The sequence below is a fragment of the Gammaproteobacteria bacterium genome, from assembly GCA_021647245.1.
In the GTDB taxonomy this organism is placed as follows: Bacteria; Pseudomonadota; Gammaproteobacteria; order RBG-16-57-12; family RBG-16-57-12; genus JAFLJP01.
The window spans coordinates 1-24,812 of sequence record JAKIVC010000028.1 but is presented as its reverse complement, the minus strand read 5'-3'; the positions used below and the strand labels follow the sequence as shown (position 1 = coordinate 24,812).

Sequence of the window (24,812 nt, the reverse complement as noted above, 5' to 3'; positions counted from 1 at the left end):
GAGTGGGGTTTTTGAATCCATTATCCGTCACAATTACACTTTCTTCTGGTAGATTGTTCCACCTAACGCATCAAAGCGGTCGCTGATTTGAAATAGAGTTTCAGAGTGCCCGATAAACAGGTGTCCCTTGCTCACTAGTATGTCGGCATATTTATCAAACAACTTAACCTTGGTCGGCTTATCAAAATAGATCACCACGTTACGACAAAAAAGCAGATCGAATGACTCCTGCATGGGCCACTGTTGCAATAGGTTCAGCTGATCAAAGTTGATGATCTCTTGCAGCTCGCGACGCACCTTAACCATACCACTTTTTTCACCTTTGCCTTTTACAAACCAGCGTTTAATCAGCTCCTGTGAGAGGCCTTCAATGCGATCTGCGGTATAAATTCCGCTAGCCGCCTTTGCGATGACATTGGTATCAATGTCGGTGGCCAGGATAGTCACATCCCAGCCCGGGTGGTTTTCAAAGAATCGCTTTACGGTAATCGCCAGTGAGTAAGGCTCCTCTCCCGTCGAACAGCCCGCAGACCAGATGCGAATCTTGCGACTCTGCTGATTATTAGCCAGCAACTGGGGAAGTAATTTATCGTAAAGGTATTCAAAATGGTGCTTTTCTCGAAAAAAAGCGGTTAAATTTGTCGTCACTGAGTTGATGAAATTGACGAGCTCATTTTCATCCGTTCCAATTAACTGGATGTAGTGGGTAAAGCTATCAATTTTCAGGGCGCGCAGGCGGCGTGCCAAACGCCCATACACCATATTGCGCTTAGCGTCGGTCAGCACAATACCCGTCTGCTCACTGACAATCTTTGTTAACTGCTCAAACTCTCTATCGCTCAGATCAAACTCGTGACCATCCTGATCAGATCTAGAACTCTTCCCATTCATTATCATCTTCCAAGCTCATGTTAACGTTACGTATAGGCGCAGTGGCCTGTTTGACTACTGGCTTGTGCACTGCAGGCGTTGGTGTGGCAATAGAGGGGGCCGTTTTGATGGGTGTCGCATCGTCCTCTTCATCACCCATATCCCTTAGTTTGAATACGCGAACCATCTGGTCCAGTGAGTGACACTGTTCATCCAGAGACTCACTTGCTGCTGCGGCCTCTTCCACTAGGGCTGCATTTTGCTGGGTCGCCTCATCCATGTGTGTGACCGCTTTATTAACCTGCTCGATACCTTGCGATTGCTCCTGACTTGCGGCGGCAATTTCAGCAATAATAGTACTCACCTTCTTCACCATGGTGACAATCTCTTGCAATGTATTGCCCGATTCATCAACCAGCCGCGTACCATCCTCAACCTTGGAGACACTGTCTTTGATCAAGGTTTTGATCTCTTTCGCTGCGGCGGCACTGCGCTGCGCCAGATTGCGCACTTCGGATGCCACCACTGCAAAGCCTCGCCCCTGCTCACCTGCTCTGGCCGCTTCAACCGCCGCATTCAGTGCTAACAGGTTAGTCTGGAAAGCAATTTCATCGATAACGCCAATAATGTCAGAAATTTTCTTACTGCTGTCGTTGATTTCGGCCATGGCTTCAATGGCGTGGTTAACCACTTCCCCACCCTTCTCTGCCTGCTGGCGTGTGGTTGCGGCTAATGTATTAGCCTCCCGCGCATTATCTGCATTCTGTTTGACGGTGCTGGTCAGCTGTTCCATCGATGAGGCGGTCTCTTGCAGTGATGCCGCCTGCTCTTCGGTTCGCTGACTTAGATCGGTATTCCCCTGGGCGATCTCGGATGAGGCGGTCGAGATGTTTTTCGATGAGCGGCGTATTTCAGAAACCGTCGATTGCAGCGTTGCGATTGAGCCGTTAATCGCCTCCTGAAGAACGGCGTATTCGCCTTTGTACTCTCCATCCATGAGTTGTGTTAGATCATTTTCTGACATGCTCTGAACAATGCGCATGGTTTCACGCAGAGGGGTTATCACTGCATCCAGCAGCTGGTTAACACCCTCACCCAGGCCCTGCATAAATCCTTGGTATGCTGAGGTGTCAATACGCTCATCAACCGCACCGTTAATGGCATCATTAATCAGCTTTTCGATCTGACGCTGCGCATCCATCTCTTCTGTGATGTCGACCCACTCCAGCGCACAACCGATCTGTTGACCCTGTGGATCGATAATAGCGCTCAATGTCAGCTTGAACTCGACTGTGCCAACTTTAATATTACTGGCGTGCGGCATTTTTGATGGATCGGTAATCAAGGCACGTTGATGTGCCGGATTTTTATGAAATTGATCGAAGTTCGACCCCACAATACTACGCGCATCAAAATGGGGGAAAAACTGGCGCAGTGTCTCTTGATGACGAGTGAGAAGCTGAATAACTGCCGGGTTAGCATAAGTAATATCCCCCGACATATCGCACATCATCATGGCGGTGGTTGAGCCTTCAACAGCAGAGGTGAGGCGAGCGACTTCGAGCTCTCGGGCGCGCAACTCGGTGACATCCTCCCACTCCAGTGTACAGCCAACATATTCGCCATCAAGGTTATGTATCGCATTGACTAAAATATGAAAAACCAGCTCACCCACATGAATATCGGTATCGAAAGGTAAGTTGCCTGGATCATCCAGAATTCGCCGCTGATGGGAAGGGTTCTTGTGGAAGTCATCAATACAGACACCCACCAAGTCGTTAAAATCGATACGCGGATAAAGTGCACTCAGTGGCTCTTTATATTTGGAGATCAGTCGCACTGTCGAGTCATTGGCATAGGTGATTACCAAGTCCCGATCGATCATCATCATCGCGGTTTGTGCACGATCGATGGCGCGCTGTAGACGTTGAGCCTGCTCCTCTTCAGCACGTTGTTTGGTGACATCATGCCACTGCACAATGTAGCCGGTTTTTTCACCCTTTTCGTCATAGAGTGGGCGGGTTTCATGCTCAAACATAAAGGGGCCGGGCGTGATGAAACCATTGCGCTTTGAACCCGGGCCAAGCCCCGCCAGCAGTGCCTTAATGGCGGCCGGGTCTTTGTGATAACGGTGAATACTGCCACCCACCACTTCGTCCGCTTTGAAGCCAGGCAAGTATTTTCCAAGCTCAGACTCGAGGCCGAGTAGCGTTTCACGTGCTCTTTTATTAACAAATACGATATTTTCATCAATATCTGCCAGCATAATGTTCATCGGCGAATGCTCTAGGATGTCATTTATCAATCCCGTCTGCGCCATTAAGTTGTCATTTTTGGTAGCCATTTCTACCGCCCCCTCTTTGTGTGCTTCAGTCGTGGTTTTAATAACCACATTCAATGTGTCAGTCCAAACGGCGGCAACCTCACCACGCCACAACTCGCCTGCCATCTCCCCCATTACGTCATGCAAAGTAGAAGCCACTTTTGGGTAGTGTTCTGCGGCTACTCCATACTGCTGATACTGCACGCCCATTGCTTGTAATGCCGCAACTCTAGCGTCAGGTTTGTTAAAATTATTGATAAGCTGTGAAAGTACGGTGGTCAGCTCGGTTTTTTGTAAATCGATCGCAACGCTTTGTAGCTGCGCTTTAATTTCTGGGTATCGAGCAAACAGCGCTTCATAAAAACGCGTCACCAGCTCGTCTGTCCGCTGTGACAAGGCGGCAAAACTGGCCGCAATCAACTCAAACTTTTCCCCTTCGTTTGGCGCGGTTTTTTTTCTTGCTGTGCGGCGTCGGTTTGCGGGGGTTCGCTTTCGCGCCGTGGCACGACGTTTGGGTGGCGTGGCAGCGGTTGATATTGGCTGCTCTGCACTCGGCTCTGCCACGGCTTTTTGTGTGCTCTTTTTTTCACCTGGCTCACGCGCTGTGGCGACACTCTCCTGAAGCGCTTCAAAGTCGTCATCATGCATCCAGGAGAGCGGATCGAAGCCTATTTTGCTGGTTTTTTTTGTCGCCATTAGAGGGTTCTCCCCTGCAACAGATCATCTGCCAAAAGCCGATAATCTTCAGCGCCCCGGCTGGTGGCGCTGTATTCAAAAATGGTTTTTCCAAAACTGGGGCTCTCTGCCAATGCCACACATTCATGGATCGACGTGGCTAATAGCTGCCCTGAAAAATACTCCTGCAATTTGAGTAAAACCTCTTTTGAAAGCTTGCGACGACTGTGATAGCGCGTCATCACAAAGTGTTTGGTAAATTTGCGTTTTAAAGCCGCTTCCAGACGAATAAAAATTGAGAGCATTCGCGACACACCGTGCAGTGCCAGGTAGTCACTCGAAACAGGGATAATGACCTCTTTTGCTGCAAACAGCGCATTCATGCTTAAAACACCGGATGACGGTGGGCAGTCCATCAAGATAAAATCATAATCCACCTCTTTGAACTTGAGTGCATCATGCAGTCGCCAACCCAGGCGGCTTTGGTTGTCGTGCTTGAGTGATTCAACCTCTGCCAGCGACCTGCCGGCTGCAATGAAATCAATCCCTTTTCGTACATTGACCCGCACCTCTGGGATGGTAGCCTGCTCCATAAATACGTTATCAATTCCCTGTTTACCCTCTCTGTAACCAAAACCTAAACCGAGCTGTGCTTGTGGATCCAAGTCGATAACCAGTATGCGTTGATCACGCTTAGCCAGTGCATGGGCCAGGTTAAGTGTTGTGGTTGTTTTACCCACCCCCCCTTTCTGGTTCATTACGGCAATAATCCGCACCGCTTATTTCTCGCTGGCGACACTGTCCAGAACACTCAATTCACGGGAATTAAGCAGTTTGTCTATATCCAGCATGATCACCATTTTTTCATCGATGGTGGCCAACCCTTTAACAAATTCGGCATTTATTTCATCACCAAACTCGGGCGCAGGCTTTAATTCGTCAGCACTGATACTGTAGACATCCGACACACCATCAACAACGATACCCATGGTGCGGTTTTTACTGGTTGATGTAACTTTCAACACCACCACCACGGTGGTCGGGCCATATGCCAGCTTTTCAAGGTTGAATCGCATACGCAAATCGATAATGGGCACGATAGTGCCACGCAAATTAATCACCCCTTGGACATAGTCAGGTGTATTAGGAATGCGTGTGGCATTATCCCACCCCTTGATCTCTTGTACCCTCAAGATATCAACGCCATACTCTTCGCCCGCAAGCATAAAAGTCAGGTACTGCTCATGGCCGTCGCCATCGGCAATAATACTGTCGCTATCAAGTAATTGTGCGGTATCCATAAACTTTTCCTCAGGCGACTGCGCCATCGCTAAATTTCTTTTGTGCAGAGTTGGAGAGGTCAATCAAACCACCAATATCCATAATCAACGCCACCGTGCCATCGCCTAATATTGTGGCACCGGAGACCCCTTCAACCTGTTTGAAGTTCGACTCCAGGCTCTTGATGACAACCTGCTGTTGCCCCAGCAAATCATCCACAAACAGGCCCACTTTTTGACCATCACCCTCCACAACTACCAGCAACCCTTTTTCAAGATCGGTGCTGTCAGGCTTTGAGCCAAAGAGGTTGTAGAGGCGAATAATGGAGATATAATCATCACGCAAGCGATACACTTCTGCTCTGCCTGCCAAACGATTAACCGCTTGTTTAGTTATCTGTAACGACTCCACAATGGAGATAAGCGGAATAATGTAGACCTCTTCGCCCACGCGCACTAACTGCCCGTCGAGAATGGCCAGCGTCAGTGGTAAGCGAATACTGAAGGTGCTACCAACGCCTTCGCGGGAGGCGATTTCAATAGCACCACCTAGCGCCTTAATGTTTTTCTTGACCACATCCATACCCACACCACGGCCAGAGACATCACTGACCACTTCGGCAGTTGAGAAGCCGGGGGCGAAAAGAAGGTCGAAAATCTGCGCATCGTCAGTAATATCAGAGGGTGAATTGATGATGCCGCTCTGCACCGCTTTTTCGAGAACACGTTGCTTGTTAATACCCGCACCATCATCGGATATTTCGATAATGATATTGCCACCTTTATGGTAAGCATTTAACTGAAGTGTGCCGACCGGGTCTTTGCCAGCGGCAATTCGATCTTCAGGGCTTTCAATGCCATGGTCGAGTGCATTTCGTACTAGGTGAACCAAAGGATCACCTATTTTCTCCATCACTGTTTTATCAAGTTCGGTCTGCTCACCTGACATTTTAAGGCTAACTTTTTTACCCATTTTCTGGGTAAGGTCGTGAACCAGGCGCGGAAAACGATTAAACGAAAAACTGATCGGCAGCATACGAATTCGCAGTACATTCTCCTGCATTTCGCGGGTATTACGCTCAAGCTGTGCGAGGCCATTACGCAGCTTCTCCAGCTTGCTCATATCAAAATCTTCACCCAACTGACTCAGCATTGACTGCGTGATAACCAGCTCTCCAACCAGATTGATTAACGCATCAACCTTATCGGTGCCCACTCGAATCGAGGTTGCCTCAGTTGATTTAGCCGCGCGTTTTGCAGCGGGCTTTTTAGCCGCTGGCTGCTCTTTTTTGGGCGCTGCCTCTTTTACTCCTGCCGCAACCGGCGCTTCCGCAACAGCAACCACCGGTTCAGCATCTGGCCTGATCGCTGTTATTTCCAGGTCACACTCATCATCAACCCAAGAGAAAATCTCTTGCACCTGATCTTCTGTCGCATCTGTTGTGAGTTTGATCTCCCAGCTTAAATAGGCATCTTCTGCAAGATGGTCTTCAAAACCAGGCAGCGCCTCAATATCGACCTTCACCTCTAACGAGCCTAAGCCTTCAAGCTCACGAAACATCAACACCGGGTCGTTGCCCGTACGCAGCATATCCGGGTGGGGTGAAAATTTAATCAGCCATCCGGTTGCTGTCGGCAGCTTATCTTCCGGGGGCGTTATGGCATCTGCACTCTCAGCTGTTGCTGGGCTGTCCACCTCACTACCGAGCATTTTTTCCAGCTCTTTCTGTACACTGGCAACCCGCTCTTCGTCGTAACTGCCCTCATCCTGCAGCGCATTGATCATATCTCGCAGACAATCGACGGAAGCCAGCAGCGCCTCAATAGCCGGCGTGGTGACATCACGCTCTCCCGCTCGCATTTGGTCTAGCAGTGTCTCTAACACATGGGTAAAGGATGCAATATCATTAAACCCAAACGTTCCACTGCCCCCTTTTATGGAGTGGGCGGCCCTGAATATAGTGTTGATCACTTCGGGGTCTGCCTCACCCACATCAAGGTTAAGCAGCGAGGACTCCATAATGTCGAGCCCCTCAAGGCTCTCCTCTATGAAGGTCTGTTTGAATTGTGATAGATCAATGCTCACGGCAATATCAACCTAAGACACGTTTAATCGTTGAAAGTAGCTGCTCAGGGTTAAATGGTTTGACCAGCCACCCGGTTGCACCTGCCGCTTTTCCCTGAACCTTTTTATCGCCCCCCGCCTCAGTTGTTAAAATAAGGATTGGGGTGAATTTAAAGTTTGCGAGTCCTCTTAACTCTTTCGTCAGGGTTAAGCCATCCATGTTTGGCATATTGACATCCGTTATTACCAAGTTAAAAGATTGCTTTTTGGCAATATCCAGTGCATTTTTTCCATCAACCGCTTCGACCACTTCGTGGCCTGCACTCTTCAGAGTAAAGGCGACCATTTGACGCATAGATGCTGAATCATCAACTGCGAGTATTTTTGCCATTTTTTAAATTCCTCATAAAACTCAGCTTTTCAGCCTTGATAGTCAACGTTATTCCGCAAGCCCCAGCGCACCGTCTAATCCCACTAAACTGGCTGAACGGAGTAGATTTTCTGATGGATTTTTCCAATGAAAATCAAGGCCTGAGCTGTTGATTTTCTGATAAAACGAGAGCAATAGCTGTAAACCTGAAATATCGATACGTTCTACTTCACTCACATCAAACTCAATCGATTTTTTTTCATTGATAATCATTTCCAGCTCAGTGTAAAACTCACTGACTCGCGAAATATCCAATATTTCGCCGCAATTAACGGTTAATATTTCGGCATCACCCACCTGCTCACCCTCGTTTTGCTTAGTTATTTCAGACGCTTCTGACCCACTACAAATCACTCACTCTCTTATCGTTTTAAATAGAAATAGCTTTAGCCCTATTCAGATATATATATCAACCCCTTGCTGGGTATTTATATCGATAACACCTCGAGCGATGGTTTCATCATGGGCAAGCTGCTCACCTTGCAAGTGAGCCGTATTGCTCGCTGATTCGTGCTGCTCACTGCTTTGCTGCTCTGATTGGTCGGAAACATGGGTATCATTCAGCGCAATACCACTCTCTGCCAACATCTCCCTCAGCCGTGGCAGGGCGCTCTCTAACGCCTCTTTTGCTTGTGAGTTATGCACATTAAATGCCACGCTTGCCTGATCATCAGCCAGTGATATCTTTATTTCGATAGAACCCAAACTGGCCGGGTTTAATTTAATCGCCGCCTCTTTTATTTGGGCATTCATCATCCAGACCACTTTTTCAGATACCGCGTTACCCCAGCGTGGGTGTGGTACCGGCAGACTAATATGGGTAGTGACCGCCTGTTGCGAGGTGAGCGGCGAGGATAGGGTGGTATACCCATCACCCTCCCCACTCACTTCACTGAGCAGAGAGCGGCTCAACTGCTCAGTTGAGCGACTGACACGAGAGTCAAGTGAGCGCCGGTCTGTTGCCAACTCCTGGCGCAATACGGAGAGCGTGGCCATCAGGCGATCATGCTGCTGCGCTTTATTTCCGAGGCCTGTCTCAAGTGAAGTCGCAAGGGTGCTATCACCCTTAGTGGCCACTTTATCGACACTATTATTGCGGCTATCGTGTAATTGTTGCGCTCGATATTGTGTCGCAGATACCGTTGCAGAGTGACCACTCGCCTGGAGATTAACCCGCTGCTCACGCTGGGGGTTCTTAGCGGCTGTCTCGGCGGCCATCCCCTCCGTAGTAAGTACCGCCTGTTCTTTAGCAGCAGCACGCCCACTCACCAGCTGCCCATTGACTACGGTAATGTTTTTCAACGTCACATTTAACAGTGTTGGATGCCCTTCTACCGTCGGGCTACTCTTTAACAGTGCAGCCATTTCAGGCAGTTGCAACATAAGCTCATCAAACTGTTCGGGGGGTAGTTCATCAACTTTTTTCAACAGTGACGCTGTTGATTGCTCCTCTGAAGAGGGTGGCAACTGATTGCCGCTTTGGAGTGGAAGTTGCCGACCCTCCATTGCACCCTCAAGCTCATCTGAGTTAGAAAAAAGCGCGCGCAATTCTGTCACGAGCTGCTCAAAGTCATCCTGCTCCGGCGTGGTTACAGCGTCACGAACTGCTGCAACTGATTCAGGCTGCTTTTGTGCAACCACACCCTCTTCCAGGATTTGTGCAAACAATCCACTTTGACCACCCTTCTGCTCAGGTGCCGATAAAATACCCGCCGCTGGGGTATTCGTCGTTGGTGTGAGCTGTTCTGGCATAGTGACCTCTGATCAGATGATAATGCCTAGCATCTTTCACTATTCATGCCACACTTGGTCAAAAAGGCGAATTCAAGCATAAAAAAAGCCCGTGCTAGCGGGCTTTTTAGTGGTTAAGTCGAACATCCGTTAATCCAACATAATCTGGCCACGATAACTGCTGTGTGAGCGTTCATCACACTCCTTTTGATCACGCTTGCTCTCTTGTGCCTGCTCTTTAGTGATATGTTGCTCGATCACTTTATCAATCGCCTTTGTTTTGGTTCGCTTGGTAAACCACTCGCGGCGCTTGGCCTCAACCTCCAGAGTCGTTGAGCCAATCACCCTGTTTTGCTCTTCTATTCCGAGATCGAGTTGAGAGATAAAAGCACGGTAGCTCTGCATCTGAGCGACTGAAATTCCATTGCTGGCACGTTGATCAAACTGTTGCTGGTATTCGTTGCGGTACTCCATCAACTGTCGCAGCCGCCCTTTATGCATCTCCAGCTGCTGCTGGCAATGCCCGAATGCCTGAATGGCCTTATGCTCTTCAGACTCGGCAATCTTCACAACCGATGCTAAGCGTACTGATTTTTTCATTGTGGCCATTCACCCCGAATAGTTCTAAAGAAAGCTACCGAAAACCAAGAGCAATTTTCACACCATTTAAGACCTTTGCACGAAAAATAGTTTTTGTTCCAGCAAGGAAAAAATGATCAAAAAACCGTAGTTTACTGGTAGTAAATGGGGATTTTGAGGCCATTTTTAATGCGGCTGGGGCATAAAATATAAATCGTGCAAAGATCTCCATTTGATTGCTAACAACGCTTTAATCTACCCTACTGCATCGTTCTTCTAGCAAAAAACATTAGAAAAAAGGACTTAACCCCGTGTAAAATCCCTCCATGGCAAAACTGATACTTTTTAATAAACCTTATGGTGTTCTCAGCCAATTTTCTGATAGTGAGCACGGCACTGCGCTCTCCGCATATATTAGTATAGACAATGTTTATCCGGCTGGGCGACTGGATAAAGAGAGTGAGGGATTACTGTTACTAACCGATTGTGGTGCACTGCAACACCAGATCTCTCACCCGAAAAGAAAAACAGAGAAGACCTACTGGGTACAGGTTGAGGGAATCCCCACACAAGCGGCACTCTCTACACTGTGCAAAGGTGTCGTACTTAAAGATGGCATTACCTTGCCCGCGAAAATCCAGGCGATTGATGCACCCACTCTTTGGCCGCGAAACCCACCCATCCGTGAACGCGCCAACATCCCGACGCAATGGTTGGAGATCAAGATTCGTGAAGGCCGAAATCGCCAGGTGCGGCGAATGACGGCTGCGGTAGGCCACCCCACACTGCGCTTGGTGCGCTACGCCGTAGGTGAGTGGACGCTGGACAATATCGAACCAGCACAGCACCGCACTCTCGATATTAAAATGCCCCCAGTCAAGGGGCAACAAAATAAAAAACCGCCAAAACAGCGCACAAAAAGAGCGACAGTCAACCTCTGGAATAGACATGAACGAACACAATAATAACCAACAACGCGTAATTATCGGCCTCTCTGGTGGTGTCGACTCCTCTGTGAGCGCCTTGCTGCTACAGCAACAAGGCTACAGCGTTCAGGGGTTGTTTATGAAAAATTGGGATCAAGACGATGAGGGTGACTATTGTGACTCCGCGCAAGATTTAATTGATGTCAAAAAGATTTGCCAACAACTTGATATCCCCCTCTTTCCACGCAACTTTGTAAAAGAGTACTGGGATAAGGTGTTTAGTTATTTTCTTGAAGAGTACCGTGCCGGTCGAACCCCCAACCCCGATGTAATGTGTAACAAAGAGATTAAATTCAAACTCTTCTTGCAGCACGCCCTCGAACTGGGAGCCGACTACATTGCAACAGGCCATTACGCCGGCATTGAAGAGCGTGACGGCTACTTTCGTCTCATGAAAGCCTTTGATAAGAACAAAGATCAAACCTATTTTCTGTATACACTGGGGCAAGAGGCTCTCTCACGCACCCTCTTTCCACTCAATGATATTGATAAGCCAGAAGTACGTCGTATTGCTGAAAAACACCGTTTCATCAACGCCCGCAAAAAAGATAGCACCGGCATCTGCTTTATTGGTGAGCGCAATTTTCGTGAGTTCCTCAGTCGTTATTTACCCGCCCAGCCCGGTGAAATGCTCACTCCCGAAGGTGTTTCGATGGGAGAGCACCAAGGGTTGATGTACTACACCCTAGGCCAACGACAAGGATTAGGCATCGGTGGATCTCATGACAACAGTGGTGAGCCGTGGTTTGTGGTGGGTAAAGATATGGAAAATAATAGCCTCATCGTTGCCCAGGGCCACGATCATCCGTGGCTCTTCAGCCGTCGACTTGAAGCAAACCAGCTGCACTGGTGCACCGGTATCACACCGAGCATACCGCTGCGCTGCTATGCAAAAACCCGCTATCGCCAGCCCGATCAAGCATGCACCATCATTTCACTGAAAGAGGGGCGCATGACCGTTGAGTTCGATGAGCCGCAACGTGCCGTCACCCCGGGACAGTCCATTGTTCTCTACCAGGGTGAAGAGTGCCTTGGTGGTGGCATCATCGAAAACTCCGATGCCCCAGCCCTCACTCCCGGATAGGAACACAATAGGTATCTCTATCCGGGGATTAGGGTTCCCTGTAAAAGTCGCACAGTCAGCTGCCACAGTGATATAATCAGGCGCTATCCATCATCAACAAACATTAGGTTAATCAGATGTCACATACGGTAGATACCCCCCTTATTATTGCCGGAAAAGAGTATCGCTCCCGCCTGCTGGTTGGCAGTGGGAAATATCAAGACCTCGAAGAGACTCGCCAGGCAACGGAAGCCAGTGGCGCTGAAATTATTACCGTCGCCATTCGCCGCACCAATATTGGTCAAAACCCTGGGGAGCCTAACCTGCTGGATGTTGTTCCCCCTAGCCAATACACCATTTTACCCAATACCGCAGGTTGCTATACCGCTGATGATGCCATTCGCACTTGTCGCTTGGGGCGCGAGCTGCTCGATGGCCACAACTTGGTGAAACTTGAAGTATTAGGTGATGAAAAAACCCTATATCCCAACATAACCGAGACACTGGTGGCCGCCGAAGTTTTAATAAACGATGGTTTTGAGGTGATGGTTTACACCAATGATGATCCCATTATCGCCAAGCGTCTTGAAGAGATGGGGTGTGTTGCGGTGATGCCACTGGCAGGACTTATCGGCTCCGGACTGGGGGTCTGCAACCCTTATAACATCAAACTAATCATCGAAAATGCAACCGTACCCATCCTGGTTGATGCCGGTGTTGGCACTCCCTCCGATGCCACCTTTGCCATGGAGCTGGGCTGTGATGGTGTATTGATGAACAGCGCCATTGCGTGTGCAAAAAAGCCCGTACTGATGGCCTCCGCCATGAAAAAAGCGATAGAGGCGGGGCGCGAAGGATTCCTGGCGGGCCGTATGCCCCGCAAACAGTATGCCAGTGCCTCCTCACCGATTGATGGTGCCTTTTTCTAAAGCAGAGCAGATACTCAGGTGCTGGGCACTCTCGCCCGGCAGCCCGTTTTTTTATATCGAGACACTCCCATGAGTACCCTCAAACACCTTCGCAAGGTTCGCAGCTTTGTGCGCCGCCAAGGCAGGCTAACCAAAGGCCAGCTGCGTGCATTGGATGAAATTTGGCCCGTGTATGGCGTCGAGTATAGCGAGCAGCTGCTTGATCTTGAGACACTTTTCAAGCGTCAGGCACGGCGCGTACTTGAAGTGGGCTTTGGCAATGGCAGCTCACTGGCTGCAATGGCAAAAAGCCAGCCGGAGAGTGACTTTATTGGCATTGAAGTACACCGACCCGGCATCGGAAACCTGTTATTACAAATTGAAACTCAGGAGATCACCAATATTCGGCTCTGTTATCACGATGCCATGGAGGTATTACAGCAGCAGATCCCCGATAACAGCCTGGATCAGTTTCAACTCTTTTTCCCTGATCCGTGGCAAAAAAATCGCCACCATAAGAGGCGTATTGTACAGCCACCACTGCTGGATCTGCTCGCCAAAAAACTGAAAAAAAGTGGCACCATTCACATGGCAACCGACTGGGAAAACTACGCCAAGCAGATGATGGCGCAGCTAAACAAACACCCGGATTTTGAAAACAGCCAAGAAGATAATCAGTTTGCACCACGCCCCGATTACCGCCCCCTTACCCACTTTGAACAGCGCGGGCACCGTTTGGGACATGGTGTATGGGATCTCATATTCTACCGGAAGTAATCCAAAGAACGGTCAGTGCAACAGGGTGTGGGCAAAATAGATCAAGAGTACCCCAGAAACAATGAGCGCCACCTGCTGAAAAGTGGCACTTAAATGGGTTCGCTTGTGCAAGCTAGGAATCAGATCAGCCACTGCAATATAGATAAAACTGGATGCCGCAACCGCCAATACATAGGGAATAAGCGGCTCTATTTGCTGTAGTGTAAAGTAAGCCAGCACGCCACCCGCCACGGTGCCCAGCGTGGTCAGCATGTTAAATAACAGCGCTTTTGAACGGCTATAGCCGCTATTAAGCAGTATCACAAAATCCCCAACTTCTTGTGGAATCTCATGCGCCGCGACCGCTAACGCAGTCACAATACCCAATTTAATATCCGTTAAAAATGCCGCCGCAATCAGTACACCATCCACAAAATTATGGATAGAGTCACCCACAATCACCAATGTTGCCGCAGGGGCTGCGTGCTCTGTGCTGTGCTCAGCATCCCCATGCACTTCACATTCGTGAGAGTGGCAGTGCCGCCACAACACCATTTTCTCCAAAATAAAGAAACTTAATAAACCCACCAATACCGCCAGCGTTATATCGTGAACATCTGTCACATGGGCAGACTCCAACGCATGGGGAAGCAAACCTAAAAATGCCGCACCCAGCAGCGAACCAATCGCAAAACTGACTAAATGGGGCAAAATACGGATACGGATTTTTTCGTTTATCAGCAAAAAGGTGGCCGCAGCCGCCACACTCAGCAAGCCGCCTAACAGACAAAAAAGAATGATGTATAGCAGGGTCATAGCAGCCTAGAAGAGATTTTTTTGAGAGCCGAATGATACGCGAAAGGTCGAAGAGTGTCAGGGAATATCCAGCAATAAACTCACTGCAACCAGATCAAACTGGCCATACGCCCTGTCTCACCCTCTCGGCGATAGGAGAAAAATAGATCATTTTGCTGAAATGTACAGTACTGACCGCCGTAAATAGCCGTAACCCCCTGAGACAACAACCGCAGCCGGGCAAGCTGATAGATGTCAGCCAACCAGTGGCTTTCATCCTGGCGCACAAAAGCCTTCACCGCTGCCTGGTCATGGGCTACAAAGCGATCAAGCACTTCAGCTCCCACCTGAAAAGCATCCGGGCCAATCGCCGGGCCGAGCCACGCTAATAGCTGATCACCCGGTCGCTGCATCTGCTGAATACAGCGCTCAATAACCCCCGAGCAAAGCCCCCGCCATCCGGCATGAATGGCAGCAACCACTTGCCCCGAACGGTCACAAAGCAGCACAGGAAGGCAATCTGCGGTCATTACCGCACACACCAAACCCGCCTTAAAGCTAACAGCCCCATCCCCTTGAAGCGAAGCCAGCGGCGGATCAGCCAAGGTGTGAATATCGATACCGTGCACCTGCCTCATCCAGGCTGGTGAGGATGGGAAATTGAGTTGCTTTTGTAAGTGATCACGATTTTCAACCACCTGCTGCGGATCATCTCCTACATGCGTGGCTAAGTTGAAGGTTGCATAGGGTGGCTGGCTGCCACCCCCCTGTCGAGTCGTGCTAACGGCCCGCACACATTCAGGTGCTGGCCAGTCGGGGATAATAAAAGAGGAGGCCAACCCCATACCATTACGCTCCCTTTGCATCCAGTCGCAAAGCGGCCATCAACTGCTCAATATCATCCGGCAGTTTTGCGTGCCACTCAATATGCTCGCCTGTTTCGGGGTGTACCAACCCCAGCCTACTCGCATGCAGTGCCTGGCGCTTAAATGCACGCAATACTTGACGCAGATCATCACTGCAACCCCGAGGGAAACGTAACCGGCCACCGTAAACCGGGTCCCCTACCAGCGGATATTGACGATGGGACATATGTACCCGAATTTGATGTGTGCGCCCGGTCTCAAGTTTCACCTTGATGTGGACATGACCCCGAAAACGCTCAGCCACACGATAGTGGGTCACCGCATCTTTTCCACTACTAATCACCGCCATACGGACCCGATCCACAGGATGGCGACCAATAGGCGCCTCAATACGCCCACCTGCCGTCATTTTACCCACCGAAATGGCATCATATTCACGCTCGAAGGCGCGCTCCTGTAGCTGTTCAACCAATGCCGTTTGCGCAGGCAATGTTTTGGCCACTACCAGCAGTCCCGTTGTCTCTTTATCCAGGCGGTGAACAATACCGGCACGGGGGATATTCTCCAGCTCGGGCGCATGATGAAGCAACGCATTCAACATCGTCCCATCAGGGTTACCGCTACCAGGATGAACAACCAGCCCCGAAGGCTTATTAATAACCAGCAGCTGCTCATCTTCATAAACAATATCGAGCGGAATCGCCTGCGCCACATACTCACGCTGGGGTTCCAGCACCACATCCAGCACCACCTTCTCCCCGCCCCATATCTTATCCTTAGGGCGGTGCTTTTGGCCATCGACCAAGATATTCCCCGCCTCCAGCCACTGCTTAAGGCGCGAACGTGAATAGTCCGGAAAAACCTCTGCAAGCGCCTGATCAAGGCGCCGACCTGCCAATGCATCAGGAAGCGTGGCATCTAACTGTATATGTTCTGACATCAAATAAATCCTGTGAATAATCTGCTTGCAAATCCAGACAGAGAAAAACGCACCTTCAACAGCCTCAGTGAAGGGCAATACGGCGCGTAGAGAGGCGAGGCAGTGACCGGAAGATGCAATAATACACCCTTACAGATCGCCTTGCATTGATCCCGGAGATTGTGGAGAAGATTATCGAGAGATCTGTTATTGAATAATAACAGAGGGTCGCAACTCATCACTTTGAACGGCTTAAGTGAAATCAACCGACTTTAAAGTAACTGAAAAGTGGTGCCCGGGGCCGGAATCGAACCGGCACGGTGTTGCCACCGAGGGATTTTAAGTCCCTTGCGTCTACCAATTTCGCCACCCGGGCAGAGGGGTATTGATCAGTAAGATCATCCATAAAGGAGATAAAATGGAGGCTGAGGGCGGAATCGAACCGCCGTCGGCGGATTTGCAATCCGCAGCATAACCACTTTGCTACCCAGCCGTATAATATATTTAAGTAGTGCTTTAAGTCCGTAATACTATCGTGGTGACTTAAAGATAAAAAATGGAGCGGGAAACGAGATTCGAACTCGCGACCCCGACCTTGGCAAGGTCGTGCTCTACCAACTGAGCTATTCCCGCCTGATTTGCTGCGTATTATATAGCCGGGATTATTGTTGTCAACCGTTATAAAGAACCATAAAAATAGTTGGCAGAATTGATACCGTTGTTCCGATAAAAGTACGATGGAGCACGCTAATTTCACCCCTTGCGAACAAAACAGGACATTACCAAATCACACTGCGCATTAAGCTTAAGCGCTTGATCCCACAGAAAAACAAAAAATAGCCGTGCCAACGGGTGCGGCTTATATTTTTTATTTCACTGTGAAACCAACATCTTACACTTCTATCCGAGGATTAGGGCTGTAGGTGGAATGTTTGCATGTTAAAATCCTCCCTTTTGACCGGACAACCACTATGCCAGAAGCACTGAAACTGTTTGCATCCACACCCAAAGGGATGGAGCAACTGCTCGCCGATGAGATCAAGCAGCTTGGTGGCTTTCATATGAATCCGGTGCGGGCAGGTGTTGAATTCACAGGCACCCTCGAGACCGCATACAAACTCTGCCTCTGGTCTCGCGTTGCCAACCGTGTTCTGCTCTCGCTCCCCAGCTTCGAAGCCAAAACACCCGAAGCACTCTACGAGGGGATACAGCGAACCGACTGGTCTAAGCAGATGTCACCCGAAGGCACCCTGGCAGTCGACTTCAACATTAGCCGCTCCAAGATCAACCATAGCCACTATGCGGCACTCAAAGTAAAAGATGCCGTGGTCGATCAATTCCGCGACAAGTATGACTTACGCCCCTCAGTCGATACCGAATACCCCGACCTACGCATCAACTGTTATCTGGCAAAAAATATCTGTCGCCTCAGTATCGACCTCTCCGGTGACAGCTTACATCGTCGTGGTTACCGATTAGAAGGTGGCGGCGCACCCCTCAAGGAGAACTTGGCGGCAGCCATCCTACTGCTGGCCGGTTGGCCCGCCATTGCAGCAGAAGGTGGCTCACTGGTTGACCCGATGTGCGGTTCCGCCACACTCTTAATAGAGGGCGCCATGATGGCTGCTGATATTGCACCCGGCTTGCTACGCAGCCACTTTGGCTTCACATTCTGGAAACAGCACGACCCGATCCTGTGGGCCTCACTACTTGCAGAGGCGGAGCAACGCCGTGAGCTGGGCCTTGCCACACTGCCCGCCATTCAAGGCTTCGATATTGATGGAAAAATGATCAGTATTGCACGAGCTAATATTGAGCGTGCCGGGCTACAGCAGCAGATCAACGTCACTGGAGCAGACATCACCCAAGCAGTGCCCGCAGACCTCCCACCTGGCCTGGTCGTCACCAACCCCCCTTATGGCGAACGGCTGGGTGGTAATAAAGACCTTTCCCAGCTCTATCGCCAGCTGGGCAGCACACTCAACAAAGCTTTCTCTGACTGGCGCAGCGCCATCTTTACCGGCCTGCCCAAAATGGCCAGCTATACCGGGCTCTACCCCGAGACAAAAGAGACGCTGTTTAACGGCACCTTGCAGTGTGTTTTGCTCTGCTATGGCGCAAGAAAGAGCGAGCTGAGTAAAGCGTTGGACGGTAAAAGTGAAGGCGCACCGATGTTGGCCAATCGATTAAATAAAAACCGCCGCCGCTTGGCCAACTGGCTTCGCCGTGAAGAGATTAGCTGCTACCGGCTCTACGATGCCGACCTGCCTGAGTACGCACTGGCCATCGACCTCTACCAGGGCGATAGACTCTGGGTCAATGTTCAGGAGTATCAGGCACCCGCCTCCATCGATCCGGCCAAAGCTGCACAACGCCTGCGAGATGCACTGCACAGTATTAAAGAGGTTCTCGACATCAGCAATTCTCAGCTCTTTCTCAAGCAGCGCCGCAAACAGAAAGGGAGTAGCCAATATGAACGCTATGACCAAAAAGAGCAGTTCCATACGGTCACCGAAGGGCCGATTAAATGCCTGGTCAACCTGAGCGACTACCTGGATAGCGGGCTTTTTCTAGACCACCGACTCACCCGCCGCATGATCGGTGAGATGAGCAGAGGAAAGCGTTTTCTTAACTTGTTTGCCTATACCGGTGTCGCCACCCTGTATGCCGCAGCGGGCGGAGCCAGCGAAACACGCACCATTGACATGTCTAACACCTACATCGCATGGGCACAACGCAATATGGAACTGAATGGCTTCACAGGAGCAGAGCACAATCTGCTCAAAGCAGACTGCCTTGAGTGGATCAAGCAAGAGTTCAAGCAGGGCGGCCAATATGATCTAATATTCCTCGATCCCCCCTCATTTTCCAACTCGAAACGCATGGAGCAGACCTTCGATGTACTACGCGACCACGTGGCACTGATCGATGAAGTAAGTCAACTATTGAGTGATGGCGGCACCCTGATATTCTCAAACAACAATCGAAAGTTCAAAATGGACCATGACGCACTCCCCGCACTGGAGATTATCGACATGAGCGCACAAACCATTCCTGAGGACTTCAAACGCAACCAAAAAATTCATAACTGCTGGCGCATAACGCGCAAGGGGGAAGAATAATGGTCCAAGAGAGTGCATTAGAGGTAGAGGCCCGCATTATTGAGTTAGAAACCAAGCAGGCATTCCAAGACGACCTACTACATGAACTCAATGATATTGTTGCCGAACAGTCACAGACCATCAGCGCACTGTTGCGTGAAACTCAGACTTTACGTCACATGCTAAAAAACCTAGCATCATCCAATATCGCAGCGCAGAGCGAAGAGAGTCCCCCGCCCCACTACTAGAAGCCGTTTGCAGCCCGACTTAATCAAGGCCGCCTTAAACACCACACCCAAATGAAAAACTGCACCCAAATTTAGCATCAAGCGCCGCTTTATCCGCCTGTTTTGCCCAAGAGACTACATTGACAATACCCCTGTTGCCCGCACACTGTTCTGGGTTGAACAGAAGGGCGTCGAGATCTTCTTCCAGCTCTTCGACTTTGGCTATGTCACTTTTAGAGAGGTTTGATAGATCCGGCACGCGGCTGTTGATGCAGGGGGAGCACTCTCCGCTCAGTGTGGAGAGTGGTTCAAAACCGGTCTGTGCAATTAATGCGTTACGCTCACTATCTGAGTGGTTAAGCAGTGGGTGCCAGACTTTACGCTCTCCATGAAATTCGCAGCAGTCGATGAATTCAGGTACATTTTCATGTTCTGTACGGCGCTTGCCAATCAGGATAGTGGCTTGCTCTTCGGGGTCTTCCTCTTCCAGCCACTGTAGTAACGGAATCCCTTTGAGGTGCAGGCTGCACCACTGAAAACGTGCTGTTGGAAATCCATTTTTAACACTCATCAGCTCATCAAAAGGGAGCCGTGATTTAAGGTGTTTAACCCTAAAGCCAAGCTCTTCGACATAGCGCTCACACTGCGCCACATAATCAAGCCACCCTTCGGCTGCCCAGCCGGTATCCACATAACAAACCACCACATCTTGTAGCCCTTGCTGGTGTGCCCACTGCACTAAGGCGATGGCGTTGTTACTGTAATTACTGCGAATTATATACATACCCATTCCATCAAAGCTGCTGAGCTCGCTTCGCCTCACCCAAGCGTAATAAGCTGGGTAGCAAAATCAGGGTGAAAAAGGTGCTGACCAGCATACCACCAACAATCACCGCTGCCATGCCACGATACAACTCGGTGCCCGCTCCCGGCATCAACAGCAGCGGCAACATACCAAAAATACTGGTGAGTGTGCTCATAAGAATGGGACGCAGGCGCATACGAACAGCTTGCTCCACTGCATCACGCCGAGCAGTGCCCTCCCGCTCTGCTACGCGGGTCTGATGAACCAGTAAGATGGCATTATTCACCACCAAACCAAGCAGGATGATAAAGCCGATCATGGTCAAAAGATCCATCGGTTGTAGCACCCCAAAAAGTGGCATCAGGTTGAGTGCCGCAATCCCACCCACGGTGGCCAGCGGCAGTGCCATTAACACCAGCAGGCTATCTTTGAAAGAGCGAAACAGTGCCGATATCAGGAGGTAGAGAATAATCACTGCCAGTGCAAAGGTTGCCGCCATGTTGGCCAGTGCTATATCGAGTTTATCAGCACTGCCGCCATAACGAATTTCACCATCCTCGGGCAGTAACATGCGTAACTCGGGTTCGACCTGCTCCTTGAGTATGGTCACGGCATGCTCCAGAGAGACCCCTTCGGGTGGGGTAATTTGCAGTGTCACGGTGCGCCGCCGATCCAAGCGGCGAATTTTGTCTGGCCCGGCCGTGCGCTCAAGCGATAACAACTCACTCAGCGGCAGTACACCACCCTCTGCGGTCATCACCGGCATCGCCATCATCTCTTCGGGTTTTTGCCACGGTGTAGCGCGCAACATGATGTCGAGGCGCTGCTCGCCATCAAAATAGTCGCCCACATAGAGGCCACTCCCCATGGCCATCAGTACCTGGGCCATGGTATTACGGTCCCACCCCGCCTCTGCAAGGCGCTGTTCATCCGGTGTCAGCAGTAGCTCCGGCTCTGCCAGCGCTAAGCCAGGTAAGGGGCGGATACGCGCCCCTGGCAGCGCTTTCTGCACCAAGCCATAACCGGCACCCGCTGCATTTAGCAGCGCGTCTATATCGCGGCCTTGAATATTGAGGTCAATGGTATTACCCGCACCAAAGCCCCCAAACAGTGACGTTCGTTTGGCAAAGGCCAGGGTGTCGGGGAAGCCCTGAATAGCGCCATTTAATACCGGCACCAGCGCATCCACCTGATTTTCATCAACGGTACGTGCCCCCATAAAAGCTCCGGATGGATAAGCGACAAAGAAATAGTCGCTCACTTGTGGCTGTTTATCGCCAGATAGGTAGGGTGCCATGCGTTCGGCAATCACGTCGCCCATCTCTGTTTTTATAAAATCGATATTACTGCCCGGTGGCGGCATAATAAACGCAAATACCAGATTCCGATTCCCCTCAGGCAGATAATCCGCATCCGGTTTTAGCCAGAAGCTAACCAGTAACGGGATCGATATGAGTGCAATGATCCAGGTGGTGCGGCGCTTTTTACTATCCGTTATACGCATAATAAAAGCCGTGGTGTTATCCCACCAGTGGCTGTGCCGATCTTTCATATCGAGTGTTTTAAACCATTGGTGGGCCGAGGCTGGAATCACCGTTAACGCAACCAGTAGCGAAACTGAAACCGCAGCGGCAATGGTCAGCGCCAAGTCGGCAAACAGCTGCCCCGCTTCATCTTCGAGAAAAATAATCGGTAGAAAAATAGCGACGGTTGTAACGGTTGAGGCAAACAGCGCACCACTTACCTGCGCCGCCCCTTGAGAGGCGGCTTGATAGACAGGCAACCCTTTTTCGCGCAATCGGACAATATTTTCCAATACCACAATTGCGGCATCCAACACCATCCCTACCGCGAAAGCGAGACCCGCCAGTGAGATGACATTGAGCGTGTGAGCCGTAATATCGATAACAAAAAATGAAACGGTCATACAGAGCGGAATGGCAACCGCCACCATCATCGTGGCACGAAAACGGCGCAGGAACCACCAGAGCACCCCCACTGCTAATATTATCCCAATCAGCAGGTTACTGGCCAGCATCTGGATGGAGCGGTCGATATAGAGCGTTTCATCATAGACCTGCTCTAATGAGAGCTGAGCATTTTTCAATGAACCGTTACGCAGCTCATCTGCCGCCTGTTGCAGCCCTTGCATCACGTTGAGGACATTAACCCCCACTTCGCGATGTGCGTTAACCGCAATGGCATCATCACCACTGTTGATCACAAAGCTCTGACGCTCTTTTGCAAGCAGCTCAACCTGTGCAACATCGCGCAGGCGGATCGGCGCACCATCACGCCACTCCAGTATCATTTCACTTAACTCTGTGGGAGACATAGCACCACTGAATCGAATGGTATAACGCCGCTTTCCTACATCAGCTATACCGGCGGTAACATCTTCATTGCCCCTTGCCATGCCAGCAACAACCGGCAGCTCTATTCCCAGGCTGGCGGCCTTATAAGGGTCGAAGGTGATGCGCAGCTCCTGCTCGCGCCCTCCCCTCACCTCAGAGAGCGCAACTCCGCTGACCCGCTCAAAGCGTGTCTGTATCACCTCTTCAACATAACCTTGATAATGAGCAATCGGCTTATCATTACCCGGCAGGGTTTTAACAATAAACCAGGCGATGGGGCGACTGCTGCCGCCAACAGTGCTCAAAATAGGCTCATTGGCATCTTCCGGGTAACTAGAGACGCGATTTAGCCGGTTTAAGACCTCCAACAAACTTCGGTCAAGATTTGTCCCAACCGCCAATGTGATGGTAACGCTGCCTCGCCCACGCTCTGCACTGGAGAGCATCTCAGTCATGCCTGGCATACCGCGCAACACCTTCTCTTGCGGCTCGATAATATTGGCTTCTATCTCTTGTGGTGAGGCGGTGCGCCACTGGGTAGTGATGCTGATTTTGGGCACTTCAACTTCAGGGGTAAGCTGAACTGGCAAGCGGTTTAAGCTCAGCAAACCAAACAGCAGCGCGAGCAAAACAGCCACTAACGTGGCCACCGGATTGCTGAGTGCGGCGCGAATCAGACTCACTTATCCGTTCCCGCAGGGTTTATCACTTTCACCGACTGGCCGGGGCGCAGTCGCTCTCCTCCATTGACAATAACCTGGTCACCACTTTGCAGTGTGCCACTTACTTGAATAAACTCACCCATAGCAACACCGGTGCTCACCTCTATACGCTCAGCCGTACCATCTTGTGCAAGTCGGTATATAAAACGGCCATCGCGACGTAACACCAAGGCATCTCTGGGCACACTAAGACGCAATTTCGGCTCTGCCGTAGGCACTGCAACGCGCAGTGCCTGACCAATATTCCACTCGCCATCAGGCGCTTTCAGGCGTAACTCATAGAGCCGTGAAACCGCCATACCCACAGGAACAACTGAGCGAACCGTGGCCACTGTTTTTTCACCTGCCAGTTCGACAGTAAGACGGTCACCTTTATTAACAAAAGGGAGCATTTGGGCAGTTATCCACGCACGAATCTCGCTGTTGTCAATATTAACCAGGCGCAAAATAGGCTTACCACTATCCGCCCACTCACCAAGCTGCAAAAGCTGCTCACTCACCACACCGCTGTAAGGAGCGTGAATTTCACTTCGTTCGAGACGCTCTATCGCTTGGTTAACACGTAATTTGGCCACCGCCAGATCACCACGCACCACGGCACGATCAGCAAGGGTCTGATCAAGGTTGCTTTGTGATACATTGCGCTGTTTAACCAACGAGTTAAGACGCTGAACCTCTTGGTCAAGAAATTCGAGGCGGGCCTCTTCCCTTGCGACCACCGCCAACTGCTCATCCAGCTGTTGCTGTAACAGAGTGGTCTCTACCTGTGCCAACAATTCGCCTTTGGCAACATGGGTACCGACCTCGGCCGCCCACAAAAGTCGCCCGCTCATTTCAATCGCAATACGCGAGTCGTAACGGCTAATTACCTCACCATTCACCCACACCTGTGGTGCCATCATTCGCAGTTGTGCATCGGCAACCACCACAGGCGAGGCGTATCCTCCCTGCGGCGCAGCATTTAATGACAGAGAAAAAAACAGCAGTAGCAGAGGCAAGTAGGCGTATCGTGTGATCATCGGGGACTCATGGTAGTTGAGTGGATTCAGACTTTAGTCCATTAGATCGGCATTTTGTTGCACTAATACCCCAGATGCAAGCACTATAGAGAGAGACCTTTGCACGGCCGATACCTTCCGCCCCAGCGTAACGATGCACTTCGAGGTTGAATCTGCCCTATTCTTAAAAGTCTAGCCATATAGAAAGCAATAAACGACTAAATACACTATGTACAGACTTGAACATCCCGCTCTAAATTTCCAGCAAACTCACCCGTTTTTTTAAACCTCAAAGATAATAATCTCTATTTTCTTTGAGCATTTTAAAAATAACGCGTACCAGATGCCGTCCCAATGAG

Annotated in this window: 20 protein-coding genes, 3 tRNA genes and 2 pseudogenes; 6 read left to right on the top strand and 19 right to left on the bottom strand. The window is 50.3% G+C overall.

Features of this window, described 5'->3' with window-relative positions; translation table 11 throughout:
• Positions 1-33 precede the first annotated feature (33 nt).
• The 10 genes and pseudogenes from L3J94_09270 to fliJ all read right to left on the bottom strand — a co-directional run bounded on the left by L3J94_09270 (position 34) and on the right by fliJ (position 9,974).
• A complete protein-coding gene (locus L3J94_09270) occupies positions 34-897 on the bottom strand; it encodes a protein-glutamate O-methyltransferase (protein ID MCF6218923.1) in 864 nt (287 codons plus the stop codon).
• Positions 898-1,033: 136 nt separating this feature from the next.
• Positions 1,034-1,789: pseudogene (locus tag L3J94_09265) on the bottom strand (methyl-accepting chemotaxis protein).
• Positions 1,790-1,855: 66 nt separating this feature from the next.
• Positions 1,856-3,841, bottom strand: a pseudogene (locus L3J94_09260) (PAS domain-containing protein).
• Between the two features lie 47 nt (positions 3,842-3,888).
• Entirely contained in the window at positions 3,889-4,626 is a 738-nt protein-coding gene (locus L3J94_09255) for a ParA family protein (GenBank protein MCF6218922.1), read from the bottom strand.
• Between the two features lie 21 nt (positions 4,627-4,647).
• A complete protein-coding gene (locus L3J94_09250) occupies positions 4,648-5,169 on the bottom strand; it encodes a chemotaxis protein CheW (GenBank protein MCF6218921.1) in 522 nt (173 codons plus the stop codon).
• 10 nt (positions 5,170-5,179) lie between these two features.
• Positions 5,180-7,234, bottom strand: coding sequence for a chemotaxis protein CheA (locus L3J94_09245; protein ID MCF6218920.1), 2,055 nt, complete (start codon positions 7,232-7,234; stop codon positions 5,180-5,182).
• A gap of 7 nt (positions 7,235-7,241) precedes the next feature.
• Positions 7,242-7,604 (bottom strand): response regulator, encoded by a 363-nt coding sequence (locus tag L3J94_09240; protein MCF6218919.1) that lies wholly within the window; start codon positions 7,602-7,604, stop codon positions 7,242-7,244.
• A 48-nt stretch (positions 7,605-7,652) separates the two neighbouring features.
• Positions 7,653-7,997 carry an STAS domain-containing protein gene (locus L3J94_09235; GenBank protein MCF6218918.1) on the bottom strand — a complete coding sequence of 115 codons (345 nt, stop codon included), beginning with the start codon at positions 7,995-7,997 and terminating at the stop codon, positions 7,653-7,655.
• A 42-nt stretch (positions 7,998-8,039) separates the two neighbouring features.
• Positions 8,040-9,395, bottom strand: coding sequence for a flagellar hook-length control protein FliK (locus L3J94_09230; protein ID MCF6218917.1), 1,356 nt, complete (start codon positions 9,393-9,395; stop codon positions 8,040-8,042).
• A gap of 129 nt (positions 9,396-9,524) precedes the next feature.
• A complete protein-coding gene (fliJ, locus tag L3J94_09225; GenBank protein MCF6218916.1) occupies positions 9,525-9,974 on the bottom strand; it encodes a flagellar export protein FliJ in 450 nt (149 codons plus the stop codon).
• A gap of 305 nt (positions 9,975-10,279) precedes the next feature.
• Between fliJ and L3J94_09220 the strand changes: the two genes are divergently transcribed.
• From L3J94_09220 to trmB, 4 genes are all read left to right on the top strand, one after another.
• Positions 10,280-10,918: a pseudouridine synthase gene (locus L3J94_09220; GenBank protein ID MCF6218915.1), complete on the top strand. Its 639-nt coding sequence runs from the start codon at positions 10,280-10,282 to the stop codon at positions 10,916-10,918.
• Entirely contained in the window at positions 10,902-12,023 is a 1,122-nt protein-coding gene (mnmA, locus tag L3J94_09215) for a tRNA 2-thiouridine(34) synthase MnmA (GenBank protein ID MCF6218914.1), read from the top strand. The genes L3J94_09220 and mnmA overlap by 17 nt, the downstream gene beginning before the upstream one ends.
• Positions 12,024-12,139: 116 nt before the next feature.
• A complete protein-coding gene (locus L3J94_09210) occupies positions 12,140-12,931 on the top strand; it encodes a thiazole synthase (protein ID MCF6218913.1) in 792 nt (263 codons plus the stop codon).
• A 69-nt stretch (positions 12,932-13,000) separates the two neighbouring features.
• A complete protein-coding gene (gene trmB, locus L3J94_09205; GenBank protein ID MCF6218912.1) occupies positions 13,001-13,687 on the top strand; it encodes a tRNA (guanosine(46)-N7)-methyltransferase TrmB in 687 nt (228 codons plus the stop codon).
• Positions 13,688-13,699: 12 nt separating this feature from the next.
• On the opposite strand, the gene L3J94_09200 is transcribed toward trmB, so the two are convergent.
• From L3J94_09200 to L3J94_09175, 6 genes are all read right to left on the bottom strand, one after another.
• A complete protein-coding gene (locus L3J94_09200) occupies positions 13,700-14,482 on the bottom strand; it encodes a ZIP family metal transporter (GenBank protein ID MCF6218911.1) in 783 nt (260 codons plus the stop codon).
• Positions 14,483-14,562: 80 nt separating this feature from the next.
• Positions 14,563-15,306, bottom strand: coding sequence for a peptidoglycan editing factor PgeF (pgeF, locus tag L3J94_09195; GenBank protein MCF6218910.1), 744 nt, complete (start codon positions 15,304-15,306; stop codon positions 14,563-14,565).
• Positions 15,307-15,310: 4 nt separating this feature from the next.
• Complete coding sequence (gene rluD / locus L3J94_09190) at positions 15,311-16,267, bottom strand: 23S rRNA pseudouridine(1911/1915/1917) synthase RluD (GenBank protein MCF6218909.1); 957 nt, start codon at positions 16,265-16,267, stop codon at positions 15,311-15,313.
• Positions 16,268-16,535: 268 nt separating this feature from the next.
• Positions 16,536-16,622, bottom strand: a tRNA-Leu gene (locus tag L3J94_09185).
• 43 nt (positions 16,623-16,665) lie between these two features.
• Positions 16,666-16,739, bottom strand: a tRNA-Cys gene (locus L3J94_09180).
• Positions 16,740-16,803: 64 nt separating this feature from the next.
• Positions 16,804-16,879 (bottom strand) — tRNA-Gly (locus L3J94_09175).
• Between the two features lie 338 nt (positions 16,880-17,217).
• Between L3J94_09175 and rlmKL the strand changes: the two genes are divergently transcribed.
• Positions 17,218-19,368 (top strand): bifunctional 23S rRNA (guanine(2069)-N(7))-methyltransferase RlmK/23S rRNA (guanine(2445)-N(2))-methyltransferase RlmL, encoded by a 2,151-nt coding sequence (rlmKL, locus tag L3J94_09170; protein MCF6218908.1) that lies wholly within the window; start codon positions 17,218-17,220, stop codon positions 19,366-19,368.
• Positions 19,368-19,595, top strand: coding sequence for a SlyX family protein (locus L3J94_09165; GenBank protein ID MCF6218907.1), 228 nt, complete (start codon positions 19,368-19,370; stop codon positions 19,593-19,595). The genes rlmKL and L3J94_09165 overlap by 1 nt, the downstream gene beginning before the upstream one ends.
• Before the next feature lie 34 nt (positions 19,596-19,629).
• On the opposite strand, the gene L3J94_09160 is transcribed toward L3J94_09165, so the two are convergent.
• Genes L3J94_09160 through L3J94_09150 form a run of 3 tightly spaced genes read right to left on the bottom strand, consistent with a single transcriptional unit; the run spans position 19,630 to position 24,474 of the window.
• Positions 19,630-20,358, bottom strand: coding sequence for a phosphoadenosine phosphosulfate reductase (locus L3J94_09160; GenBank protein MCF6218906.1), 729 nt, complete (start codon positions 20,356-20,358; stop codon positions 19,630-19,632).
• A 10-nt stretch (positions 20,359-20,368) separates the two neighbouring features.
• Positions 20,369-23,416, bottom strand: a complete 3,048-nt coding sequence (locus tag L3J94_09155; GenBank protein ID MCF6218905.1) for an efflux RND transporter permease subunit — start codon at positions 23,414-23,416, stop codon at positions 20,369-20,371.
• A complete protein-coding gene (locus L3J94_09150; protein MCF6218904.1) occupies positions 23,413-24,474 on the bottom strand; it encodes an efflux RND transporter periplasmic adaptor subunit in 1,062 nt (353 codons plus the stop codon). The genes L3J94_09155 and L3J94_09150 overlap by 4 nt, the downstream gene beginning before the upstream one ends.
• Positions 24,475-24,812 lie beyond the last annotated feature (338 nt).

Coding starts and splice junctions, on each gene's coding strand:
- pgeF (MCF6218910.1), bottom strand. CDS start 15,306: ATGGGGTTGGCCTCCTCTTTTATTATCCCCGACTGGCCAGCACCTGAA.
- L3J94_09160 (MCF6218906.1), bottom strand. CDS start 20,358: ATGTATATAATTCGCAGTAATTACAGTAACAACGCCATCGCCTTAGTG.
- L3J94_09230 (MCF6218917.1), bottom strand. CDS start 9,395: ATGCCAGAACAGCTCACACCAACGACGAATACCCCAGCGGCGGGTATT.
- fliJ (MCF6218916.1), bottom strand. CDS start 9,974: ATGAAAAAATCAGTACGCTTAGCATCGGTTGTGAAGATTGCCGAGTCT.
- trmB (MCF6218912.1), top strand. CDS start 13,001: ATGAGTACCCTCAAACACCTTCGCAAGGTTCGCAGCTTTGTGCGCCGC.
- L3J94_09240 (MCF6218919.1), bottom strand. CDS start 7,604: ATGGCAAAAATACTCGCAGTTGATGATTCAGCATCTATGCGTCAAATG.
- L3J94_09165 (MCF6218907.1), top strand. CDS start 19,368: ATGGTCCAAGAGAGTGCATTAGAGGTAGAGGCCCGCATTATTGAGTTA.
- L3J94_09220 (MCF6218915.1), top strand. CDS start 10,280: ATGGCAAAACTGATACTTTTTAATAAACCTTATGGTGTTCTCAGCCAA.
- L3J94_09255 (MCF6218922.1), bottom strand. CDS start 4,626: ATGAACCAGAAAGGGGGGGTGGGTAAAACAACCACAACACTTAACCTG.
- L3J94_09150 (MCF6218904.1), bottom strand. CDS start 24,474: ATGATCACACGATACGCCTACTTGCCTCTGCTACTGCTGTTTTTTTCT.
- L3J94_09210 (MCF6218913.1), top strand. CDS start 12,140: ATGTCACATACGGTAGATACCCCCCTTATTATTGCCGGAAAAGAGTAT.
- L3J94_09200 (MCF6218911.1), bottom strand. CDS start 14,482: ATGACCCTGCTATACATCATTCTTTTTTGTCTGTTAGGCGGCTTGCTG.
- rlmKL (MCF6218908.1), top strand. CDS start 17,218: ATGCCAGAAGCACTGAAACTGTTTGCATCCACACCCAAAGGGATGGAG.
- L3J94_09250 (MCF6218921.1), bottom strand. CDS start 5,169: ATGGATACCGCACAATTACTTGATAGCGACAGTATTATTGCCGATGGC.
- mnmA (MCF6218914.1), top strand. CDS start 10,902: ATGAACGAACACAATAATAACCAACAACGCGTAATTATCGGCCTCTCT.
- rluD (MCF6218909.1), bottom strand. CDS start 16,267: ATGTCAGAACATATACAGTTAGATGCCACGCTTCCTGATGCATTGGCA.
- L3J94_09270 (MCF6218923.1), bottom strand. CDS start 897: ATGATAATGAATGGGAAGAGTTCTAGATCTGATCAGGATGGTCACGAG.